This window comes from Lactobacillus sp. HBUAS51381 (assembly GCF_012641095.1).
Lineage (GTDB): Bacteria > Bacillota > Bacilli > Lactobacillales > Lactobacillaceae > Levilactobacillus.
On record NZ_JAAVSC010000018.1, the window covers coordinates 35218 to 57230 of the forward strand.

Consider the following 22013-nt stretch of genomic DNA (forward strand, 5'->3'; position numbering starts at 1 on the left):
TAAATTTTTGTCTCCGCACCCACGATATCTCGGTAAAACAAAAGCCGTTGCCCCCTTCATCCAAGCAACGACTTTATTTTTTATTCGGGGGTGTACGCCACCGATGAAAATTTATTGAATGATTTTACAAAGAGGAGTTTGACGGTTCCCCGCGGACCCGACCGGTTCTTCTCAATAATGACTTCAACTTCCCCGACATCCTGATCGCCCTCATCACGGGGATCGCTGTCATTGTCGCCGCCACCATCTTCATCGCCGTCGCGTTCGTAGTAATCGTCCCGATAGAGGAAGGAAACGATATCGGCATCCTGTTCAATCGACCCGGATTCCCGAATATCGGATAATACCGGCCGCTTATCCTGCCGTTGTTCCACGCCCCGTGAGAGCTGGGATAAGGCAATGACCGGCACGTGCAATTCCTTGGCCAACTTTTTCAACTGCCGCGAAATATCGGAGACTTCTTGTTGCCGACTTTCGTGGTTAGTACCTTCAATCAGCTGTAGGTAATCGATCACGATGAGCCCTAGATTGCCCTTTTCCTTGGCCAACCGCCGGCATTTCGCACGAATTTCGGTAATCTTATTTCCGGCCGTATCATCGATGTAAATGCTGGCCTTGGCGAGGCTCCCCATCGCCACAATCAGGTTCTGCCATTCATCCTCGGACAATTGCCCCGTCCGCAAATGGTTGGCGTCAATCGAGCCTTCCGCACACAGCATCCGGTTAACCAACGACTCCGCGCTCATTTCCAGACTGAAGATGGCCACGGTCTTATCCGTCTTGGTGCCGACGTTTTGCGCAATATTCAACGCAAACGCCGTCTTCCCAACCGCCGGACGAGCGGCTAAAATCATCAACTCATCGTCGTGAAGGCCCGTAGTCATCTTATCCAACTCGGCATAGCCCGTGGAGAGTCCGGTAATCACGTCACCCTGCTCAGATAACTTGTTAATTTCTTCAAAGGAAGTGTTCAGGACGTCACGAATCGGCTTGAACCCCGATTGGTTTCGCGTCTCCGCAACACTCATGATGTCACGTTCGGCATTGTCCAACAGATCCGAGACGTCCTCGTCTTGTTGATAACCCTGCGTGGCAATATTCGTCGCCGTTTGAATCAGTCGCCGGAGGATCGCCTTTTCCTGCACGATCTTGGCATAGTAGGTGGCGTTGGCGGCCGTGGGCACGGCGCCGGCCAGGTCGGCAATGTAGGTAATTCCCCCCACGTCGTCCAATTCATTTTTAGCCGTCAACCGGTCCGTGATCGTCACCACATCAATGGCTTCATCGCGGTCGTTGAGGTCGATCATGGCTTGAAAGATAATCTGATGTTCCCGGCGGTAAAAGTCCTCCGGGGCTAGGTATTCCAACGCATCCACCAAGGCATCGGTACTTAAAAAGATCGCCCCGAGGACGGCCTTTTCGGCATCGAGGTTCTGTGGTGGGGTATGGTCTGTGAGTACGTTATTATCCATGCTTAACTAATTACCTCTTCACTGGTGCCTAGACAACGTTCCAATTCACTGTGCTTGTCAAATTCGGACAAGCATTAAGATACCTATTCTACCATGTAATCAGGGGTCAGGTAAATATGCACGCTCGCTCACCTTGAATCATACACGATTTTTACCAATTCTGCGCGATTAAACACGATTACCTTGAAAAATATGCCCATCAAAAAGGACCGTCACGCGTGCGCAACGGTCCTCATAAATTTCATTATTTTTGCTTCGCTGCCACGTGGACGCGAATCTTCGCGGTGACGTCGGTGTGCAGTTTGACTGGCACGTTGGTGTAGCCCAGCGACCGGATCGGCTCTGGCAATTCCACCTTACGCTTGTCGATCTTCAAGTCAAATTGCTTTTGCAAAGCCTGAACAATCTGCTTGCTTGGAATTGAGCCGAACAGCCGGCCATCTTCACCGGCCTTGGCCACAATTTCAACGACCGTTTTATCGTTTTCCAAGTGCTTTTGCAGGTTCTGGGCTTCGGCCAAGTTCTCCGCCTCACGCCGTTCCTCTGCCTTACGCTCACCCTTCAACTGGCTCATCGCAGACTGGTTGGCTTCCTTCGCCAACCCCCGCTTGATCAGGAAGTTTTGGGCGTAGCCATCAGGAACGTTCTTGATTTCGCCGCGCTTACCCTTGCCGCGGACATCCTTCATAAAAATGACTTTCACGTCGGTCACTCCTCACTTATAATTCATGCTTAACTTTAATCCTACGCCGAAACGCAGCCAGAAGCAATTAACTATTTGGCCGCGTCAACGGGCGCCTCGGTCGGATTCAGAATATCCAGCAACTGCTGTTTAACCTCCGCGACCGATTTATCACTGATCTGCGTGGCGGCATTGGAAAGATGACCCCCGCCACCCATGTCTTCCATGACCAGCTGAACGTTAATCTCACCTAAGGACCGAGCGGAAATGCCCACCCGACCATCGGCTCGCCGCGTAATGACAAACGACGCGTCCACGCCGGACATGTTCAACAGGTCATCGGCCGCCTGAGCCGCCGTGACTGGATCGTAGGTTTGATCCTCTTCGCCAGCAATTAAGGCCATGTCTTCGTTAACGAACTCAACCATTTCAATGAGGTGGTTGCGTTGCAGGTAGCTGTCGACGTTTTCCTTCATATACTGCTGCATCTCGATGGAGTCCGCCCCGGCAGACCGCAAGTAACTGGCCGCGTCAAATGTCCGGGTCCCGGTCCGCAACGAGAAGTGCTTGGTATCCACGAAGATCCCCGTCAACATCGCCGTGGCTTCCAGCTTGTTGATTGGTTCGCCCTCTTGAGACTGGTACTCAAACATTTCGGTGATTAACTCACACGTCGAGCTGGCGTACGGTTCGATGTAAACCAACAGTGGGTTCTCAGGGAACTCTTCGCCCCGCCGGTGATGGTCAATAATCATCACGCGGTTTTCCAACCGGTGGTAAAGGTCCGCCGAGATTGAGATTGATGGCTTCGAGTGGTCCACCATCAATAACATACTCTGCGCCGTGGCCTTTTCCAACGCTTCTTGCGGTGAAATAATCGCCGCGTCGATGTCGGGATAGGCCTTGAGGTTATCCAACAGTCGTTGGACGTCGGAATGGACGGTTTCCTTGTCCAGCACAATCCAGCAGGTCTTGTGATTCATCTTGGCAATCCGCCGAATCCCCAGGCAAGCCCCCAGCGAGTCCATATCGGGCTGGGTGTGTCCCTGCACGAAGATCTGGTCGGATTCGTTCATCAATTCTTGAAGCGCTTGGGAAATCATCCGCGCTCTGACCCGCGTCCGTTTCTCCATTGGATTGGTCTTCCCGCCGTAATACCGGGCTTCCTGATCGGCGGCCTTCACGACAACTTGGTCCCCACCCCGGCCCAACGCCAGGTCCAGATTACTCTGGGCTTGATCGGCCAGCTTATTCAGATTAGGGTCGCCATATGCGATCCCAATACTCAACGTCAACGGGAAGTTTTGCTTGGACGTGGTCTCCCGAATCGTGTCCAAAATCTTAAACTTATCGGCTTCAATCTCCGCCAATGATTTCGCATAGGCCAAGACGAAGTAGTGGTCATCGTCCAACTGTTTCAGATACATATCGAACTGCTGAACCCAGGCCGACAGCTCATTGGTCACGTAATTCCGCAGATTGGAAATATCCTGATCGGTCATCGACTGGGTTACTTCATCGTAGTTATCCAAGAAGACCTGGCCAATCGCAATCTTTTCATTATCATACTGTTCCTGAATCATCTGGTAATGGGTAATATCATAGAGATACACGGCGTGAAAATCCGGTTCCACAAACAGCGTAAACCGTTTGTCACGCCACTTCACCGTCGTCATGGTCTTGGGTTCGGCGTCATTAATCAGCCGCGCCAGCTCCACGTCGACATCATTAATCGACCGGCTCAGAATATCGGTATCACCGAAATAGTTCTGCAGGTAGGGATTCACCCACTCCACCTGATCACTATCTCCTAAGATCATGACGCCCGGTGGCATTCGCAGCAGGGCCTCTTGCTCACCCTGCTGAATCCGAAAGGACAGATCTGAAATGTACTGCGTCGTGTCGTCGCCAATCTCCGCCATGGTATTGAAGACCATCAGCGTGGCGATGCCCACTAGGATCAGGACCACAATCCCGAAGATCCAGTTCAGTAGAAACGACAGAACAATTCCAAGAATGGCCAGAGCAGCCGTCATAATAGCGATGCCACGCAGGCGCCGGTTCTGTAAGAACTCGGGAATGTTGGCTCGCGAAAATAATTTTTTCATTTTGCTCCTCATCTGATTCATCTGGGAAAATTGGTTTTGCTTCCCACATCGCAAGCAGGTTGCGGGGGAATCAAAAAGTTACAAATAATACCTTTATTTTATCACATTACCCCCTAATCACAAAATAGTCCTCCCGCACGAAACCGCGACATGACGGGCCTGATCTTGATTTTTAAGGGGACCAAAGATTTAATTGTCTGGCACAACCTTTAACGACACTGATTTTTCGCAAGTCGCTTGACCTTGACGTTGCGTAAACCCTTATAGTAAGTTCTAAGCAAGAAGGAAGGAAACGGTATGACCTACAGTATCCAGCAGCTCGCCCAACTCGCCGGTGTCAGTCCACGGACACTGCGCTATTACGATCAGATTGGCCTCTTACCGGCCCAACGCAACGCCGTGAATGGTTATCGTGAATATCCAGCGGCGGCCGTCGATCGACTACAGCTGATTCGCTACTTTCAAACGTTTGGCTTTCAGTTAGCTCAGATACAAGACTTATTGGCGCAGTCCCCCGCCGAACAGACGGCGGCTCTGGTCGACCAACGCGATCGCCTGCAGGCCCAACGTACCCACCTGACCGCCTTGCTAAATACCCTGGACCGCACACTAGCGGCCCGTCATGGAGGTCCCCAAATGACAGATTCCGAAAAATTTGCCGCATTCAAACACCAAACCCTCGCCGAAAACGAGCAGCAATTTGGTGAGGAGGCGCGGCACCGCTACGGCCAAGAAACCGTCACGACTAGCCAGCAAAAATTCGCCGCGTTAAGTGAAGCCGATTATCAAGTTATGCAGGATACGGAAGCCGCATTAATTGCCCAACTAAAGATCGTGACGACCAGTCAAGACCTGGACAGTTCTGCCGCTCACGACGTCTATCGGTTGCATCGTCAATGGCTGTGTTTCACGTGGAACAATTACACACCGGCTAGACACCGTGGACTCGCCCAGCTTTATTTAGCGGACGACCGATTCGCTCGGTACTACAACCAACGCGTGGGCTTGCCGAATGCCACGGCCACCTTAGCCGCCATTATTGACCGGTACGCCGTCTGAGTGTGCGACAGAAAACGGTTAGCTAGTTAACTTGACGCCTGTTGGCACACATTCAACTGGCTGAAGCTAGAGATAAGGGTTCGGGACGTTTTGTCCCGAACCCTTATTTGGCTTAATCCAATCCCCACTCAGCATCCCCGACAAAGTAGGCGCGCCCGTTAACCTTAAAGTTCGTCCAGCTAGCGGCCGTATCGAAGGTATCATCAACCGGCGTATAACCTTGCGACTGCTTGCCACCCTGCTTAATTGTTAACCGATAGTGGTGTGGCCCAATCTTATGGTCCGCAAAGCCCTTCAGTGGCGTCCGATAGTCAATCTTGTAGCTGGTCCCCTTCTTCACAAGCTTGGTAATCTTCACGCTATCCGTGGGCTTTTGCTCAGCAAAGTCATTGTACACATTCCGAGTGCTCCACTTGTCATCAATCTGGGTCATCCGGGCCTTGGTGTAGGTCTGAATGTAATTATCCAGCGTCACGTAGAGTGCTGACGAATAGGTTGGCTGGTTAAACTGCGTCTTGGACATCACGAAGCCCTTGCCCTGCCGCAGCAACTGTGCCCGGATCGGCGCCCGTAGCGTCTTCACATAGGTAAAGTTGGTCGTGTTAAAACGAATGGCCTTGTTGCTGTATTTAATCTTGCGGTAGCGCGCGTAGCGAATCGCCCCGAGAGTGAATGTCGCCTTCGTATAAGCATTCGGATACTTGCCATAAAAGACAATTCCGTCGACCCGTAGCAACTTATTCTTCTTCACGTGAATCGTCTTGTAACCGGACTTGGTCTTCTCCTTGGCGCCAATATCCATGGCATGCTTGGTTCGGACATAGGTCGTGTAGAGTGGCAGGTCCTTGGCCTTGGTTTTAGTGGCTGCCTGTGCCGTCACGCTACCGCCCACGGCAACTAAGGCGATGGCGAGTGCGAGTGTCCATTTATGTATTTTTTTCATGTAATCTCCTCCTATTGCCATCCTATGCTTTTCTCCGGTAAAAAGAAATACTCACTTCTACTGGACTCATCCACTATTTCGAAATGGCAAGTCCTCTATCTATGTTTAGCGTCAACCGACTCCTGAACGACTTAATGACCACGTGAATGCGTTTCCAGCTAACCGAATCACATTAATCGCTATATACACAACAATTGTGTATAATGGTTTACAAAAAGAGGTTCCCCCGAATGCCAATGACGCCTAAGGAATGATTAAAACTCCTCAAGCAAAACGGATTCATTGTTAAACCCAACCAGCACAATGGCACAAGTCATCTTAAAATGTGGAATCCTAAAACTAATGTCACTATCCCTGTCCCCATTCATCCCCATGAGCTTAAAAAGGGGACCGAACAGGGAATTCTCAAACAAGCCGGCTTGAAATAGCGCCACGCCCTAAGGAGGCCATTCTCATGACACAAGATACACAAGTTATTTATCCCATCATTCTTCACCCCGAAAATACTGGCGGCTATAGCGTTGAGATTCCGGATCTTGCCGATTCTTGGACCCAAGGGGATGATCCCATTGAGGCCTTAGAAATGGCCCGCGATTTAATCGGCACCCTCTTGATTGATGAAGCAACGTTTCCAGCGGCAACCCCCTTCGAAGATTTGGCAGTCACTGCCCCCGCTATCAAGAGTTTAGTCGAGGTGGATATGCGGGCCTTTCGTCAGAATCATACCCATATCGTTAGAAAGAACGTTTCCATCCCCGAGTACCTCAACGTGCTCGGGAAAAAACAGGGTCTCAATTTTTCCGAAGTTCTAACCGAAGCCCTCCACGACAAGTTGAACGCCTGAAAGCCCTGAACGATGTGCTCAGGGCTTTTTCAATCCCAATCTTTATCCTGAATCAATCCGTTCCCGGCCACGAGACTTCATGAGCCAGCTGAGCCAGTTTATCGGGAGTGCATACACGATAGTGATGCCCCACCTTTTCCAAATACCCTTGTTCAACAAAATCCGCCAGCACGTAGAGCAGATGTCGATAGGACACGCCTAGGTATTGGGCCACCTGCGTGTGCTTTTCCTCGTAGATATCCTGGTTCGCCGTCAATAAGATAAAACCAGCTAGGCGTTGGGCCAAGGTAAACGCTTGATTCTGCGAGAACGTCTGAATATTCCGGGCGTTCTTCCGTCCCAGATACTGACCAACACACCGCAAAAAAGTCGTATCGTGTAATAATTTTTCTCGATAATCAGCCATCGGGAGTGCTAGGCACCAACAGTCTTCAATGGCTTGAACTGTAAACGATGAACTAGCTGGGTCTAACAGTTCCATTTCACCGATAAAACACGGTGGCGTGAAAAAATCAATCAGTGTCACCTTACCATTCGCCTGCGTATCATAAAGTTTTGTCTTCCCCTTCACCAGATACAATAAATTTTGCGGACGTTCCGGTGCCTGAACCAGGAGACTCTTAGCTGGAAACAACACGAGCCGGGCCGCCGCCATCACATCAAACGAAAATTGTTGGTCATATCCCCATTGCTTGATTAACTGGCTTTTCAACACCTCGTTTTGAATTTTCCGCAATTTAAGTCACCTCCACTATGAGATTTCTCATACTTACCTTAGCAAGGACCCCGCTATAATGCAATCAGTAAGTAAGGGATTACATCAAATTTAGGAGGCTTTTCAAATGACGAAACGAAAAATTATTCTCGACTGCGATCCGGGGCATGACGATGCGATTGCCATGTTGATGGCTAATGCCCATCCTGATATTGATCTACTGGGAATCACCATTGTTGCGGGTAACCAGACGCTAAAGAAAACGGTACGCAATGGCCTTAATGTGGCGCAACTCCTGGATATTGATACCAAGATTTATCCCGGTATGCCACAACCCCTGGTTCGTGAACAAGTCGTGGCCGGTAATGTCCATGGCAAGACCGGACTGGATGGCCCTGTCTTCCCAGAACTTCATCGAACGGCTGAACCGGAAAACGGCGTGCGGTTTATTATCGATACCCTCATGGCTAGTACCGGCGACATTACCTTAGTTCCGACTGGTCCTCTGACCAACATCGCCACGGCAATGCGCATGGAACCCCTAATCATCCCCAAGATTAAAGAAATCGTCTTGATGGGTGGGGCTTACGGCACTGGCAACTTTACACCATCGGCTGAATTCAACATCTTCGCCGATCCCGAGGCCGCTCACGTGGTCTTCAAATCCGGTGCCCCGATTGTCATGATGGGCTTAGACCTGACCAACCAGACGATTTGCACCCCCGACATCATCGACCGGATGGAAGCCGTGGGTAACCGGGCTGGCAAGTTGTTCGGTGACCTCTTACGGTTCACATTGAAGACCCAATTTGAGGAATTCGGCCTCGCCGCTGGTCCCATCCACGATGCCACGACGATTGGTTATTTGATTGCTCCCGAGCTCTTCGACTTGCAGGACATGTTCGTCGAAGTCGATATCAACCGGGGCCCCTCATATGGCCGCACGGTCTGTGACGAGAACGCTGTCTTGGGGCAACCCGCTAATGCCAAGGTCGGCAAAGGTATCGATACGGCGGGCTTCTTTGATCTCGTCGAACACTGTATTCGGATGTACGCATAGTCATCACTAGATAAAGGGGATAGAACCATGTACTTAGCAATCAATGCTGTGGGGGTGGGGGTCTTTCTGGCCATTGGCTTCCTCTTCTCCAAAAATAAACAGCATATTCATTGGCGGTCAATTGGCATCATGTTGGCCCTAAACCTAATCCTGGCCTGGTTCTTCACCAGCTTTAGTGTCGGCCAGGATGCCGTGAAGGCTGCGGCCGATGGCTTTAACTGGTTGGTGGAGGTCTCCTACCAAGGAATCGTCTTCGCCCTACCCAACTGGGTGACGCCGGCATTTGGGGGAACCGCGGGCTCCATGAACTTCATTACCAGCGCACTCCTCCCTGTTCTGATGATTGTGCCCCTCTTCGATATTCTAACGTATATTGGTGTCTTGCCTTGGATTATCAAATGGATTGGCCGCGGCCTATCTTTCATTACGGGCCAGCCTCGGTTTGAGTCATTCTTCGCAGTTGAGATGATGTTTCTGGGAAATACCGAGGTTTTAGCAATTTCCGGAATTCAGCTTCGGCAAATGCGGGCCGAACGAAATTTAACACTAGCCATGATGTCCATGAGCTGTGTTACCGCTTCTATTCTGGGGGCCTACACGCAGATGGTCCCCGGTCAATTCGTCCTGACCGCCGTTCCAATCAACGTGATTAACGCCATCATCATCACCAACCTATTGAATCCCGTTCAGGTCGCCCCCGCAGAGGATACGATCGCTAAGGTTGGGGCTGAGGGCCAAGACAGCGACGGCAAACGCGAACCGTTCTTCTCATTTCTGGGCGATTCAATTCTGACTGCCGGACGCTTGACGTTAATCATTGTGGCCAACGTCATTGCCTTCGTGGCCCTCGCCGCGCTGGCCGATAAATTGTTGGCCCTGATCTGGAAGCCCCTTTCACTCGAAAGTATTCTAGGAGTCATCATGTTCCCCTTTGCTTGGTTGCTGGGATTCCCGGTTCATCAAGCCTGGCTCCTATCACAGGATATGGGGCTCAAGCTGGTCACCAACGAGTTCGTGGTCATGGGCAAAGTCGCCGGCCATGTCATTAACGGCTATACGCCCCATTTACGCGCCGTCTTAACGGTCTTCCTGACGTCGTTCGCCAATTTTGGGACAACGGGAATGATCATTGGCGCCTTCAAGGGACTCGTTGATAAAGAAAAGAATGATTTAATTGCCAAGAACGTGGGCTACATGCTGTTATCGGGGATTCTGGTTTCTCTACTATCCGCCGGTATCGTTGGCCTGTTCGTGTGGTAAGCCTTAAAATGGCCGCCGTTTTTCAACGACGACCATTTTTGATTAGGCATTCGGATCTTTAATCTGGCTCCAGGGCATCACGTGTAACAGCCACGAAACGCCGTATTTATCCGTAAAGTGGCCCAGCTTACCACCCCAAAACTGCGTCTCAAACGGCCGATCAATCGTCACGGTTCCGGAAGCACTGACCCGCTGGTAGAAGTCCTCGGCGACTTGGGCACTCGCCGGGTCATCTGCATTAATATCCAAAATCAAATCAATCTGTGTCGTAGGTGTCACTTGATTGCCAAAGGCATCGGCACACTGCAGACTCGTCCCCAAGACACTAAAGCCCGCGTGAATGGTGAGGTCGTCGAGATTAATTCCCGCTGGCAGACCAAACTGTTTAGCCTGCGCCGCATCCGGGCTGAACCGATAAATATCAGTCGCTCCAAAGACCATTTGGTAGTAGGCCAACGCCGCCTTGGTATTCTCAAAGGAAATGCTAGGAATTAAGCGTGATTGCATGGCTAGTCCCCCGTCGTCTGGGCCAAGTCCTGTTGCCAAGAAGAGACGCTCAGCATCCACGAGATCCCATACTTATCCGTGATGTGGCCCATCTTGTCGCCCCAAAACTGGGTCGCAAACGGCATATCAATGGTCACCTCGCCGGAATCGACTAACCGTTGGTAGAAGTCATCCGCCGCCTGAACACTCACCGGATCATCCCCATTAATGTCGAGCATCACCGCCACTTGGCCTGACGGTTCCTGGTGGCCCTGGAAGGCGTCTGCGCATTCAATTCGCACCCCCAACACGGTAAAACCGGCGTGCATGGTCATCGTGGTTAAGTCCCCATCCGTCGGTAGGCCAAATAATTTAGCTTGTTCTGGTTGCGGCGCCAGCCGATAGCTATCGGTGGCCCCAAAAACGCGTTCGTAATAGGCAATGGCTTCTTTTGCGCGATCAAAGGCAAAGTACGGAACAGCACGGGTTTGCATGGTCAAAACATCTCCTCAAATTTGAATAGCCTAAGTGTACCAAGATTGCGAGGACAACGGTAGTGTTTACCCTCAACGATCGGCCAACCGCGACCCACACAAAAAATGTTTCATGTGAAACACTACCATAAGGTGTCTCGTCAAAATGGTCGACCGTGACCAATTTAATTTTAAATTCCCGGTTGACTTTCTAAATTCCCGTGCTAAACTAGCAATTATTAACAAATGATTAGAAAATTAAAAAGTGATGATGAAGTCCAGTAACGCCAGCTATCCCTTGTTAGCGAACCCGGTTTAGTGCAAGCGGGTCAAGGTCGCCAGCGCGAACATCCCTTCGGAGCTGTTTGCTGAAATTAAAGTAAGTCTATACCGGCCGCAACCGTTATCAATGCAGTGAATCGCGAGTGTGGTTCGATCTCCCAGTAGATCCTAGACTCTGGGAACGTCCCTCTAGGAAGCTCGCCGTTCATGGCTAGTGCTACTTTTTGAGTAGCAAAAATAAGGTGGTACCGTGCAGATTGCGCCCTTACGGAGAGTTTTTTCCGTAGGGGCGCATTTTTTATTCTCAGGTATTTTCTAATCATTTGGTATTCTAGGAGGTTTTTCGATGAAACATCTTGCTTTAACCGCGCCGTTAGTCCTACTCTTACTCGTCACCCTGAGTGGCTGCGGCAGCGCTGCCGGTAACACCACCAAGAACCGCACTTTAAACGTCACCCTACCGAGCGAACCGGCCACGGCCGATCCCAACAAGGCCACCGATACCAATAGTGGTAGCGTCATTTCTCAAACCATGGAAGGCCTCTATACGTACGATCAAAACGGTAAAATTGTCGCGGGCGTCGCCACCAAAGTCGTCCAACCTACCAACAACGGCAAAACCTATACCTTCAACCTGCGGAAGACGGCCAAATGGGCCAATGGCCAGGAAGTCACCGCTCAGGATTTCGTGACCTCACTCCGCCGCTGGGTCGACCCGAAGACCAAGGCCCAGTACGCCAACAAGCTGTCCGCCATTAAAGGGTACGCGGCCATCCAGAACGGCAAGGCTGATCCCTCCACCTTTGGCGTTAAGGCCCTGAGTAAAACTAAGCTTCAAATCACCCTGAGTAAAGCCGTGCCCTACTTTAACGATCTCGTTTCCGACTACTATCCCTTGAACACCGTCACCGTGAAGAAATACGGTCAAAAGTACGGCACCAACGCGACTAAGACCATGAGTAACGGCGCCTACAAGCTGGTCGGCTGGACCGGGAGCAATTCATCGTGGACCTATGTCAAGAACACCCACTACTGGGACGCCAAGAACGTCAAGATCAAGAAGGTGAAGGTCGCGGTCACCAAGGATGAAAGCACCGCCGCCACCTTGTTTAAGAGTGGTAAGGTCCAAGAAACCACGGTCAGCGGGCAATACGTCCGCGCTAACGCCAACAATAAAGAACTTCATAAGACGTTACAGGGGCGGTTGCAATACCTCTACGTCAACAGCAAGAAGGCCGCAACGAACTCCGAGGATCTCCGCCAAGCCATCTCCTACGTCACGAACCGGCAAACCTTAGCCAGCAAGGTGCTTCAAGACGGGTCCAAGGCCGCGCTCAGCGCCGTTCCCCGCGGCGACCAAGCCAACCCGAAGACGGGAGAGGACATGGCCAGCCAATTAGGCAACCTCTTGCCGACCGACGTGGCCAAGGCCAAGACCTATTGGGCCAAATACTTAAAGACCACCGGCAAGACCAAGGTCACCTTGAACCTACTGACCGACGATACCGATGACGACAAACACGTGGGCGCCTACCTACAGTCCGTGATGGAGAAGAACTTCAAGGGGCTCACCGTCACCACGACCTCGATTCCCCACGCCCAACACGTGGCTCGAGACTTCGCCGGCACATTTGAACTGAATCTGACGGGCTGGTCCACCAACTTACTCGATGCTTCCGACTTCCTCAACTTGGCAGCCAAGGACAACACCGTAAACTTCACCGGCTGGAATGATGCCACCTTCAACCAACTGCTCGCCAAAGCCGAGACGCAAACCGGCCTGACCCGTTACAACACGCTGATGGACGCCAACCAACGGCTCATGGCCGTCAAGGGGTACATCCCCCTGTATCAACCGTCCCAAGCCAAACTGGTCAGCAAGGATGTTGGGGGATTGAAAGATACCCTGTTACACGCCGCCCAGTATCGCTACGCCTACTGGAAATAACGTGGTTGCGACCCGCAACTTTTAAATGACACCGTTCAGAAGCACGCTATTTTTCAGGTCCACGCCGCCCGTACCCCTTCTCCCGAAGCCCTCACCACGATCTGACATCCTCAAATGTTCTCACCGGTGAGCGGTCTCCCGCGAGATTCGGTCTGTGCGGCGCACCACCAGACGCGATTTCTTATCAATTCACAACCTAGATAATCAGGAGGAATTCATATGACCAAAACCACTTTCTTTAATTTCACCTTATTCGATGGCACCAACGACCAGAACCAGGCCAACGCCTGGTTCACCGTCGATAACGATTCCGGCAAATTAGTCGACCGCGGGCAGGGCACGCCCGCAACCGCCGACTCCAGCGTTGATCTCAATGGACAATACGTCATGCCGGGCTTCATGAACGTTCACGTCCACGTCACTGCCAATCCGCAGGAACTACAGGGTAAGGAAGCTTCCGAAGCCGAAGCCGGCGTCCTCGCCTTCACCAACCTGCAAACCTTGCTCAAGTCCGGTGTCACCTACGTTCGGGGATGTGGGACCGGCTACGATGCCGACATCAAGCTCAAGAAGCTTCAAAAAACCGGCCAACTTCCCCACACGCCACACATGTTAACCTCCGGCAAGGCCTTCTCGATGACTGGCGGCCACGGTGATTCCCCTCACGGCGGACACGCGGTCGATTCTCCAGATGAGATGCGCAAGGCCGTCCGCACCGCCTTTAAGAACGGGGCGGAAAGCATCAAGGTCATGGCAACCGGTGGCGTCATGACCCCCAACGATTTCATGGAGGATGCACAACTCTCCGTGGCCGAAATGCACGTCGCCGTGGAAGAGGCCCATCACAAGCGGCGGGTTGTGGCCGCGCATGCCGAGGGGAATCCGGGGATTCAAAATGCCCTGGATGCCGGCGTAGACTCCGTGGAACACGGTTTCTACGTCACCGAGGACGAGGCCAAGCAGATGGTCAAGCAGGGCACCTACCTCACGCCGACACTGATCGCCGAATGGGTCATCCCCGAACAAGGCCCCGGCGTATTGCCCGACTGGGAGGTCAAGAAGGCCGCCGATGCGCTGGATGACACCTACGTCAACATGCGACGAGCCTTCCAGCTCGGTGTCAAATTCACCTGTGGAACCGACGCCGGCACCCCCTTCAACGGCTTTGACCTGACCCCCGAGGAGTTTGGCCTGCTGACGAAACTGGGGATGACTCCCGCACAGGCCTACCAGTGTTCCACGTTAAATTCCGCCGCGCTGATGGGCGTGGATCAGGAATACGGGACGCTTGAGGTTGGAAAATTCGCCGATTTCCAGGTGCTGAAGACCGATCCACTGGCCGACACTGCCGCCGTTGTTCAGGCCGATAAGCAGGTCTACTTGGGCGGTCACCGGGAATTCTAACTCACGTTAAAATGCAGTGCAGGCACACGGGATCCGACCCCTGGTGCGCTTGCACTGCGTTTTTTTGCGGTCTGGTGACCGCCAAATATTTATTTCGTTATATTAACGATTTACCATTTGACATTGATTCTGTTTTCGTTAAACTGAGGAAGACTTCCTCAGTTCTTAAGCTGTCCTAGCCCGCGTGGAGCAGAAGGTCCTCGACTAAAGGCCAACTTGAATAAACGTACTTAATGAGCGCTCTAAGTCAGGTAAGGCCGGGATTATAGCTCAATATTGACGCAATAGCTGACGCGATAGTTCATCCGTGGCTTTGATCGCGCAGAACACATCGCGTGCGGTTACGGCGAATCCCATGTTATGAATGGTTTCTCCCGGCTGCGTGGTGAGTTTGGCCACCTGCATCAGCTCATCATCGGTCGCTTCGTCCAAATGCAGGTCTGCCAGCGTGGTAGGCAGACCCAAGTCGGCTTCAAAGTCCAGATAGCGCTGATATTTAGCATCGCTGGCGCCCTCGAGAACCAGATTAACCAGCGTCCCAAAGGCCACCTTCTGCCCGTGTGAGAGTCGGTGAACATCTCCCGATAACGCCGTCAAGCCATTTTGAAAGCTGTGCGCTGCGGCTAGGCCAGAACTTTCGGCACCGACCCCGCTCAAGAGAATATTGGCCTCAATGATGTGCCCCAGGGCTGGCGTTTCCACGTGATTACTGGCTGCGGCCACCGCCTGATGCGTGTATTTAAAGAGAAGCGCTTCGCATTTCTCGGCTAGCGCGAGGCCCGCCGCCGTCTGTCCCGTCTGTAAAGGCAGTAACGTCGTCGTCCGGGCCCGGGCGATGGTCTGGGCCTCAACGTTGGTCGACAGGGCATCGGCAATGCCATCAATCAGGAAGCGAACCGGGGCACCGGCAATCACGGTCGAATCGACCAACACCAGGTCCGGGTTCTTATCATAGAATTGATACTTGAGAAACTCCCCGTTAGCCGAATAGAGAACACTCAACCGTGTACAAGGCGAATCGTTAGAGGCCAGCGTGGGCACGATTACGACCGGAACGTGAAGCTTGTCGCCAACCGCCTTGGTCGTGTCGTTGGTCTTGCCACCACCCAGGGCAATGACGAACCGCGCATCCTGTTGCTGCCCGATGGCCTGAATCCGGGCAATCTCTTCCGGCGAACTTTCACCCTTAAAATGAACATGTTCAATCTTTAATCCATCCGCTGTTAAATAGCGGTAGAACTGGCTCCCAACTAATTCCCAAACCACATCATCCGCAATCATGAGCCCGTGATCCCCAAACGGCGCAATATACCGGGCGGCGTGAGGCAGTAACCGAGTTCCCTGAACGTACGTTGCGGGACTTGCAAAAGCAGTAATCATTTCCTAGACCTCCAATACTAAGTTGATACCTTCAGTCTACTGAAATCCAACCATAAGCTAAGCCAAATACATCTTTAATTTGGCGTTAGGGTAGTGTTTGACCGTAACTAACAAACACGCGACAGAATGCAGTTAATTTCACTGCTTCCCGTCGCGTGTTTGTTTGACAATTCGTCCTACCATAAAAAAGTAGACCATGCCCTTCAACATGGCGCTGGCGGAGGATAATTGTCGAAAAAAAAAGAACCAACACCAAAGTGTCAGTTCTTAATCGACTACTCTTCGCTAACGAATGGCATTAAGCCCATGATCCGTGAACGCTTGATAGCAATAGTTAACTTCCGTTGGTTCTTGGCACTAGTACCAGTTACCCGGCGTGGTAAAATCTTACCCCGTTCGGAGATGAACCGACGTAATAAGTCAGTATCCTTGTAATCAATGTATTCGATGTGGTTGGCTGCAATAAAGTCAACCTTACGACGGCGACGGCCGCCACGACGTTGTCCTGCCATGAGAAATTCCCTCCTCGTATTTTAGTGTTTAGAACGGTAAATCATCATCGGAAATGTCAATTGAATCGCCAGTATTCGCGAACGGATCAGCCGAGTTATTCCCAGCATTGTTGCCGTTGTTGTTTGCTGCCGGATTCTGATTTTGCGCTGGGGCCGTCGAGGACGGGTTCCCACTCGTAAATGGATTGGCATTTTGATTCTGATTCTGTTGAGGAGCATTATTCGCTGGGTTACCGCCGTAGTTATTGTTACCGGCGTTGTTGTTCGCGTTACGAGAACGTGGTTCGAGGAACGAAAAGTCCTCGACAACAACTTCGGTGACATAAACGCGTTGGCCCTGTTGATTTTCGTAATTCCGGGTTTGAATCCGACCTTCAATACCGACAAGGGAACCCTTGTGGAAGAAGTTCGCAAAGTTTTCCGCGGACTTGCGCCAGATGACGCAACTGACGAAATCAGCTTCCCGTTCACCAGATTTGTTGGTGAACCGCCGATCAACGGCCAAGGTAAACGTGGCAACAGCAGCACCGCCTTGGGTGTATCGTAAGTCAACATCCCGTGTCAGTCGGCCAGTTAGTACTACTCGGTTGATCATTGCTGAATAACTCCTCTCAAATTTAAAAGTTTAAAGTCAAATTAATCTTCGCGCTTAACGATCATGTGACGTAAGATGCTGTCATTGATCTTGGATAAACGGTCAAATTCGTTTAATGCTGTATCGTCATTAGCGTTTAACGTAATAACGTGGTAGATACCTTCGTTAAAACCGCCAATTTCGTAAGCAAAACGACGCTTGGACCAATCCTTTGAGTCAAGGATGTCGGCACCGTTATCCTTAAGCAACTTGTCGAAGCGTTCAACCAAAGCGGTCTTTGCGGCATCGTCAAGGTCTGGACGAATGATGTAGGTAATTTCGTATTTAGTAGTTTCCATGAATGTTACACCTCCTTATGGACTTCAGGCCCCCGCTGCAATGCGGAAGCAAGGAGAGACTCTAGCGAAAGCCAGATACTCACAAGCTAGTAGTATAGCATAAATCATTTGGTTACGCAAATCGGGGCCGACCGACGGGTGCTGCCTTACGCTACATGACTTAACTCCGCAAAATGTCGGCATCTGTTTTTTATTTTTCCAAATTAATTTAAAAAATTGGTTGTGATAGGCATTTAACGCTGATCGTGACTAATTGGCCGCGTTCCATCGACCGCCGGCGTCGCAGACATTGGCGGTGTTTCCCGTAGCCCATCATGCCTTAAAAAGAGCGTTTCTTGAATGGCCACCCATTCACTCATCATTGGTCATTCCCCCTGACAGACGATTTAAGTTGACCTTCTATGTCAGAAGCTTGCTGGGCCGCACATGAGGCCGTTGGCTTAAACCCGCATAGATTTGCACGAGTAGATAATAGTCATCCGCTAAGAGGTAATGTGAACGATGCGCGACCGCCCAATCAATGCCTTCGAGAAGGATGGGTAAAGCACGTTCGGGTTGTCCTAAATGCAGACAGGCCCGCGCGTACTGATAAAAGATGGCGCACACATTGTCCTGCGGGTCGATTAAGCGCTCCTCACGAATAATTTGCACAACCCGTTCAAAACCACGAAAGTCCGCCTGCTGCGTCGTGGTTACCTGGATTTCATTTTCTACGGCCAACAACAATAGCTCTAGCGTTCGATACCGCCGCGGTCGTTGCGGGAGCATCATCGTCAACGCCGTACGAATCCGTTGCAATGCCGTCGCTGAATCATGAGTCGCCTGATACGTCGCGTAACCGTAGTAGTAATAGTAAGTTTTAAGGTCTTCATCCGTGTTCAGCGCTTGTAGGTGCTGTGGCTGGTCTAAATAGGTCATGAGGGCCCCATACTGCTGGTGATCGCTTAAGCGATGAATCTTACGGCTAACAGTCGGTAATCGCCGAATCGGGTAATTTTCCTTGAGCAGTTGGCCCAGTGGCAAGTGCAGGCGCGTACATAACCGGGTTAGCAGTGTCGCATCGGGCACCTGTTGTCCCTGTTCAATGCGATTGATCTGCGTCTGTGCGCAAATACCCGCTGCTAATGCGGCCTGCGATAGATTTAAGGCTTGTCGCCGTGCCTGTAGATATCGTCCTAAGCGCAATACTGCTGTCGCAAAATCCGTGGTGGTGATTGCCATGACCGCTTCAAATCCTCCTAGCCAATCGGACAAATTAGCGCAATGTCCGTTGTTGCTTTGAGTTTACCAAACCCACCGATTAAAGTAAACACATTTAACTATATACAATTATTTAAATAAAAGAAGTGGACGCCTTATAATTCCTTTTATATTAAGCGTTTATGTGAATATCTAGTCGGTTCAGATTAAATAATATTAACAGTGCCAATATACATCCATTGCTGATAAGTGCGTGATTGTAAAAAAAGAGAATTGATGACTTCATCAACTCCCTTTACGGTTCTTCTTTCATCTTCTTTTCAGGCATGCTAGGTCAAATTTAACAACATTCAGGGGTCATCGTTCACGATGACGCCAGCGCCATCCCACAACAGTCAGGAGTAAACCGCCTAAAATAGCCAACCAACCACGATTGCTGGCTTCACTAGTCGCCGGTAATCGACGTTGCTGTTGCTTAGCAGGCGCATGCGTCGCCGTATGGCCGCGATGAACAATGGGCTTCCGTAGTTTCTTCTTCACCGGAGTGGCCGTTGGCCGAGCCGGCTTGCCTCCCTGGATCAAATCCCCGTCATCCCCCGTTTCAAGCGGTGGATTGCCGTCAGGCGCTTCGGGAAGTGGAGCCGGTTCTGGTGTTGGTTCAGGCGTTGGTTCTGGTGTTGGTTCCGGTGTTGGCTCTGGCGTCGGCTCCGGTGTCGGTTGGGGTGTTGGTTCAGGCGTTGGCTCCGGTGTTGGTTCCGGTGTTGGCTCGGGATCTGGGTCCGGCGTTGGCTCAGGGTCCGGGTCTGGATTAGGAACTGGATCCGATTTATGCTCGAAAACCAAGACGATTTCTCCCGGGTATTGCCCATAATCCCCCGGATAGTCGCCCTCGGTTGACTTAAACCGATAGCCCGCTAGTGCATCGTCCAAACCACTTAAGAAGCGTTCTATCTGATATGGTGCGCCCCAATCATCATAAAAGGTCCGCGTTGGCAGCAGAATACGACCTTCCTCATCGACATAATCAACCTCAACCTTTCCCAATTCCAAGTATAAAAATGTCAAGAGCTGGGGTTTTTCAGTGAAAATGCCCTGTGATGGCACCGGTGACTCTTGATCTAGCCGGTAGCCGGGAATCTCTGGCGGTTCAATCACATACTTTTGCCCAATCTTTCCAATCTGCGTCTTCTCTGGAAGCAAATCATTACCGGACCTATCCTTGAACTTAAAGGTCACACTCCCCATATTCGCCGCCGCTTTAAGATAATACAAGGTCACTTCCTGCGGTTGGTTGTCAAAGGTTCCCGTTAAGGCCCGCGTTGCCCACTGATACTGATAACCGTCTAGGGTCGGGTTAATTTCAAATACCGCACCAACATTGCCCGACAACGTCTTCTGCGGGTGGATCACCTCATCCGTGGCCAAATCACGATAATTGATGGTGACCGGTTCTGCTGGAATCTCACGCACGTACGCCCCCGCCATTGCAGGGGTGTACGTTTCTTCTAAGGCTTGACTGCTCAAGACGGGCCCCTGTGGCTGAGTCACGGTTCCGTTGCCCACAGCATGCCAATTGGCCTTGTTAGGAACCTCATCCGTCCCTAATCCTAAGCCGACGGTATAGTGGTTGGCATCCTTTAAAAGCGTCTTAGGTCCCAAATATAAAACCTTCAGATTAGGCATCGCCGCCAACATGAGCTCAACGCGGCCATCGCTCCAGTAGAAACCGTCTCCACTGCCATAATCTAACCGTGACATATCAAAACCAGACAAATCGAGAACCCGTGCCTGCGATGCGTAAAACATCTTCTGCATACTGCCCGCATGTGAGGTTTGCCAGCCACTGAGGTTGATGACGCGCGCTTGACTCCGAGCAAACATCTGCTCAAAATTGACCATCTTACGCACGTTCCAGCGATGCAGATCAAGCGTTTGAACGCCCGTTTGGGCAAACATTTGATCCATCTTCGTCACCTGACTGACATCCCAGTTTGCCACTGCCAGGTTCTGCGCCGGAACGTAGCGAAACATCTTCGACATGTTTTGAACGTTGCCTGTCTGCCACCCGTTGACCTCTAACGTGGTTAAACTATAACAACGCCAAAACATGCCATCCATCGTCGTCACCTTGCTGACGTCCCACGACCGCAAATCGAGTGAGATTAGGCCAGATCCCGAAAACATATTCGTCATGTCTGTCACTTGACTTGTATTCCAACCATCTCCCAGACGCAAGTCCGTCAAATTGTGGTCCTCACAAAACATCCACGACATCGACGTGACCTCATCCGTCTGCCAATCCGTAAGGTCAAGCGACGTTAAGTTGTACATCGAGTAGAAGGCACTATTCAGTGACGTGACCTTATTCACGACCCAGTGACGTATATCCAATCGTGTGGCGCCACAATACATGAATAAACTATCCATCGTTTCAACATTAGAGGTATCCCAAGGCCCCACGCGTAGGTCCCGTAAGTTTTCGGTCCAGGCAAACATTCCCCGCATGATTGTGACCTGGTGGACATCCCAAGTGTGCAAATCCAAAGCTTCCAGTTGTTCATCAGATTCAAACATCGACGTCATGTTGGTCACTTGATGCGTGTCCATCAGGTCCGTTCCGGTGAATCGGCGCAACTGCTTAAGCTCACTGAATAAATCATAGCTTTGCTCGGGCAAAACAACCCGGCCAGTAATCCGAATTTCCTGAATTTGATCAGCATATTTACGCCAGGTTTCCGTTCTGTTCAGTTCCCCAGCCCCAATCGTGAGGACACCATCCTGTAGTGACCATTGACTGGTTCCCCAGGTCCCACTTTGCGCCTGACTGTCATCACGTTCAACGCCGACCGGTGGTTTGATGGGAGCCGTTGTCTGGGCCCGAACCGGTGAGGTGACTGACATCGTCCCAACTGCCGCTAGTCCGACAATAAGACCAATTCCAAGCCGAATGGCTACCCGTGATCGCATTTGAGGTAAATACTGCGTTTTCAAGATTTCCTCCTCCAGCTACCTAACATCATCGAACAATTCTGGTCTAGACCGAGTATACCTGTCGTCAATTTCAATGTCTATTAAAACCATTTACAAATTAAATTATATTCAGGCCATGTTTAATTGGTCGCAAAAAAACTAGCCATTCCCCTAAGGCAATGAGGCTCTTTGTCAACTGTTGTTGGTAATCTGCTGTATAGGGTTGCCTAATCGCATTGTGATTAGGCAACCTTTTTGATTCCGAATACTAGATGAATCCTT

The 22013-nt window shown here is 51.1% G+C and carries 20 protein-coding genes and 1 pseudogene; 7 read left to right on the top strand and 14 right to left on the bottom strand.

Features of this window, described 5'->3' with window-relative positions:
- Positions 1–80: 80 nt before the first annotated feature.
- The 3 genes from dnaB to HEQ50_RS07560 all read right to left on the bottom strand — a co-directional run bounded on the left by dnaB (position 81) and on the right by HEQ50_RS07560 (position 4262).
- The gene (gene dnaB / locus HEQ50_RS07550) at positions 81–1472 is read right to left on the bottom strand and encodes a replicative DNA helicase (RefSeq protein WP_168899910.1); all 1392 of its coding nucleotides are present in this window, start codon (positions 1470–1472) and stop codon (positions 81–83) included.
- A gap of 244 nt (positions 1473–1716) precedes the next feature.
- A complete protein-coding gene (gene rplI / locus HEQ50_RS07555; protein WP_168899911.1) occupies positions 1717–2175 on the bottom strand; it encodes a 50S ribosomal protein L9 in 459 nt (152 codons plus the stop codon).
- A 71-nt stretch (positions 2176–2246) separates the two neighbouring features.
- Positions 2247–4262: a DHH family phosphoesterase gene (locus HEQ50_RS07560; RefSeq protein WP_168899912.1), complete on the bottom strand. Its 2016-nt coding sequence runs from the start codon at positions 4260–4262 to the stop codon at positions 2247–2249.
- Between the two features lie 297 nt (positions 4263–4559).
- On the opposite strand from HEQ50_RS07560, the gene HEQ50_RS07565 reads away from it, so the two are divergent.
- Complete coding sequence (locus tag HEQ50_RS07565) at positions 4560–5321, top strand: MerR family transcriptional regulator (protein WP_168899913.1); 762 nt, start codon at positions 4560–4562, stop codon at positions 5319–5321.
- Between the two features lie 112 nt (positions 5322–5433).
- Here HEQ50_RS07565 and HEQ50_RS07570 read toward each other — a convergent pair whose 3' ends face one another.
- On the bottom strand, positions 5434–6264 hold the full coding sequence (locus tag HEQ50_RS07570; protein ID WP_232842709.1) for a hypothetical protein: 831 nt from the start codon (positions 6262–6264) through the stop codon (positions 5434–5436).
- A 269-nt stretch (positions 6265–6533) separates the two neighbouring features.
- Between HEQ50_RS07570 and HEQ50_RS07575 the strand changes: the two are divergent.
- Both HEQ50_RS07575 and HEQ50_RS07580 read left to right on the top strand, forming a co-directional pair.
- A pseudogene (locus HEQ50_RS07575) lies at positions 6534–6692 on the top strand (type II toxin-antitoxin system HicA family toxin); the annotation flags it as partial.
- 26 nt (positions 6693–6718) lie between these two features.
- Entirely contained in the window at positions 6719–7108 is a 390-nt protein-coding gene (locus HEQ50_RS07580; protein ID WP_168899914.1) for a type II toxin-antitoxin system HicB family antitoxin, read from the top strand.
- A gap of 52 nt (positions 7109–7160) precedes the next feature.
- On the opposite strand, the gene yeiL is transcribed toward HEQ50_RS07580, so the two are convergent.
- Complete coding sequence (gene yeiL / locus HEQ50_RS07585; protein WP_168899915.1) at positions 7161–7844, bottom strand: transcriptional regulator YeiL; 684 nt, start codon at positions 7842–7844, stop codon at positions 7161–7163.
- 106 nt (positions 7845–7950) lie between these two features.
- On the opposite strand from yeiL, the gene rihB reads away from it, so the two are divergent.
- Together rihB and HEQ50_RS07595 are read left to right on the top strand one after the other, a co-directional pair.
- Entirely contained in the window at positions 7951–8883 is a 933-nt protein-coding gene (gene rihB, locus HEQ50_RS07590; RefSeq protein ID WP_168899916.1) for a ribosylpyrimidine nucleosidase, read from the top strand.
- Positions 8884–8910: 27 nt separating this feature from the next.
- The gene (locus HEQ50_RS07595) at positions 8911–10143 is read left to right on the top strand and encodes a NupC/NupG family nucleoside CNT transporter (protein ID WP_168899917.1); all 1233 of its coding nucleotides are present in this window, start codon (positions 8911–8913) and stop codon (positions 10141–10143) included.
- 42 nt (positions 10144–10185) lie between these two features.
- Here the strand turns inward: HEQ50_RS07595 and HEQ50_RS07600 are convergent, their stop codons facing one another.
- Both HEQ50_RS07600 and HEQ50_RS07605 read right to left on the bottom strand, forming a co-directional pair.
- Entirely contained in the window at positions 10186–10650 is a 465-nt protein-coding gene (locus tag HEQ50_RS07600) for a glyoxalase/bleomycin resistance/extradiol dioxygenase family protein (protein ID WP_168899918.1), read from the bottom strand.
- 2 nt (positions 10651–10652) lie between these two features.
- On the bottom strand, positions 10653–11123 hold the full coding sequence (locus HEQ50_RS07605; protein ID WP_168899919.1) for a VOC family protein: 471 nt from the start codon (positions 11121–11123) through the stop codon (positions 10653–10655).
- Between the two features lie 607 nt (positions 11124–11730).
- Here HEQ50_RS07605 and HEQ50_RS07610 point away from each other — a divergent pair.
- Positions 11731–13332 carry a peptide ABC transporter substrate-binding protein gene (locus HEQ50_RS07610; protein WP_168899920.1) on the top strand — a complete coding sequence of 534 codons (1602 nt, stop codon included), beginning with the start codon at positions 11731–11733 and terminating at the stop codon, positions 13330–13332.
- Positions 13333–13551: 219 nt separating this feature from the next.
- Positions 13552–14736 (top strand): amidohydrolase family protein, encoded by a 1185-nt coding sequence (locus tag HEQ50_RS07615; RefSeq protein ID WP_168899921.1) that lies wholly within the window; start codon positions 13552–13554, stop codon positions 14734–14736.
- 270 nt (positions 14737–15006) lie between these two features.
- Here the strand turns inward: HEQ50_RS07615 and HEQ50_RS07620 are convergent, their stop codons facing one another.
- The 7 genes from HEQ50_RS07620 to HEQ50_RS07645 all read right to left on the bottom strand — a co-directional run bounded on the left by HEQ50_RS07620 (position 15007) and on the right by HEQ50_RS07645 (position 21752).
- Positions 15007–16116 (bottom strand): glycerol dehydrogenase, encoded by a 1110-nt coding sequence (locus tag HEQ50_RS07620; protein WP_168899922.1) that lies wholly within the window; start codon positions 16114–16116, stop codon positions 15007–15009.
- A 275-nt stretch (positions 16117–16391) separates the two neighbouring features.
- The gene (gene rpsR / locus HEQ50_RS07625) at positions 16392–16628 is read right to left on the bottom strand and encodes a 30S ribosomal protein S18 (RefSeq protein WP_011666824.1); all 237 of its coding nucleotides are present in this window, start codon (positions 16626–16628) and stop codon (positions 16392–16394) included.
- 28 nt (positions 16629–16656) lie between these two features.
- Positions 16657–17223, bottom strand: coding sequence for a single-stranded DNA-binding protein (ssb, locus tag HEQ50_RS07630; RefSeq protein WP_168899923.1), 567 nt, complete (start codon positions 17221–17223; stop codon positions 16657–16659).
- 41 nt (positions 17224–17264) lie between these two features.
- A complete protein-coding gene (gene rpsF, locus HEQ50_RS07635) occupies positions 17265–17561 on the bottom strand; it encodes a 30S ribosomal protein S6 (protein ID WP_168899924.1) in 297 nt (98 codons plus the stop codon).
- A gap of 233 nt (positions 17562–17794) precedes the next feature.
- Entirely contained in the window at positions 17795–17923 is a 129-nt protein-coding gene (locus tag HEQ50_RS12895; protein WP_255459872.1) for a hypothetical protein, read from the bottom strand.
- A gap of 37 nt (positions 17924–17960) precedes the next feature.
- The gene (locus HEQ50_RS07640; protein ID WP_168899925.1) at positions 17961–18782 is read right to left on the bottom strand and encodes a helix-turn-helix domain-containing protein; all 822 of its coding nucleotides are present in this window, start codon (positions 18780–18782) and stop codon (positions 17961–17963) included.
- A 336-nt stretch (positions 18783–19118) separates the two neighbouring features.
- Complete coding sequence (locus tag HEQ50_RS07645; protein WP_168899926.1) at positions 19119–21752, bottom strand: BspA family leucine-rich repeat surface protein; 2634 nt, start codon at positions 21750–21752, stop codon at positions 19119–19121.
- Positions 21753–22013 lie beyond the last annotated feature (261 nt).

Bases quoted from the DNA above. Each gene is read 5' to 3' on its own strand.
- HEQ50_RS07615 (WP_168899921.1), top strand. From the start codon at position 13,552: ATGACCAAAACCACTTTCTTTAATTTCACCTTATTCGATGGCACCAAC.
- ssb (WP_168899923.1), bottom strand. From the start codon at position 17,223: ATGATCAACCGAGTAGTACTAACTGGCCGACTGACACGGGATGTTGAC.
- HEQ50_RS07640 (WP_168899925.1), bottom strand. From the start codon at position 18,782: ATGGCAATCACCACCACGGATTTTGCGACAGCAGTATTGCGCTTAGGA.
- dnaB (WP_168899910.1), bottom strand. From the start codon at position 1,472: ATGGATAATAACGTACTCACAGACCATACCCCACCACAGAACCTCGAT.
- HEQ50_RS07605 (WP_168899919.1), bottom strand. From the start codon at position 11,123: ATGCAAACCCGTGCTGTTCCGTACTTTGCCTTTGATCGCGCAAAAGAA.
- HEQ50_RS07560 (WP_168899912.1), bottom strand. From the start codon at position 4,262: ATGAAAAAATTATTTTCGCGAGCCAACATTCCCGAGTTCTTACAGAAC.
- HEQ50_RS07565 (WP_168899913.1), top strand. From the start codon at position 4,560: ATGACCTACAGTATCCAGCAGCTCGCCCAACTCGCCGGTGTCAGTCCA.
- rpsF (WP_168899924.1), bottom strand. From the start codon at position 17,561: ATGGAAACTACTAAATACGAAATTACCTACATCATTCGTCCAGACCTT.
- HEQ50_RS07600 (WP_168899918.1), bottom strand. From the start codon at position 10,650: ATGCAATCACGCTTAATTCCTAGCATTTCCTTTGAGAATACCAAGGCG.
- HEQ50_RS07610 (WP_168899920.1), top strand. From the start codon at position 11,731: ATGAAACATCTTGCTTTAACCGCGCCGTTAGTCCTACTCTTACTCGTC.
- HEQ50_RS07595 (WP_168899917.1), top strand. From the start codon at position 8,911: ATGTACTTAGCAATCAATGCTGTGGGGGTGGGGGTCTTTCTGGCCATT.
- rihB (WP_168899916.1), top strand. From the start codon at position 7,951: ATGACGAAACGAAAAATTATTCTCGACTGCGATCCGGGGCATGACGAT.
- rpsR (WP_011666824.1), bottom strand. From the start codon at position 16,628: ATGGCAGGACAACGTCGTGGCGGCCGTCGCCGTCGTAAGGTTGACTTT.
- HEQ50_RS07570 (WP_232842709.1), bottom strand. From the start codon at position 6,264: ATGAAAAAAATACATAAATGGACACTCGCACTCGCCATCGCCTTAGTT.
- HEQ50_RS07620 (WP_168899922.1), bottom strand. From the start codon at position 16,116: ATGATTACTGCTTTTGCAAGTCCCGCAACGTACGTTCAGGGAACTCGG.
- HEQ50_RS12895 (WP_255459872.1), bottom strand. From the start codon at position 17,923: ATGATGAGTGAATGGGTGGCCATTCAAGAAACGCTCTTTTTAAGGCAT.
- HEQ50_RS07580 (WP_168899914.1), top strand. From the start codon at position 6,719: ATGACACAAGATACACAAGTTATTTATCCCATCATTCTTCACCCCGAA.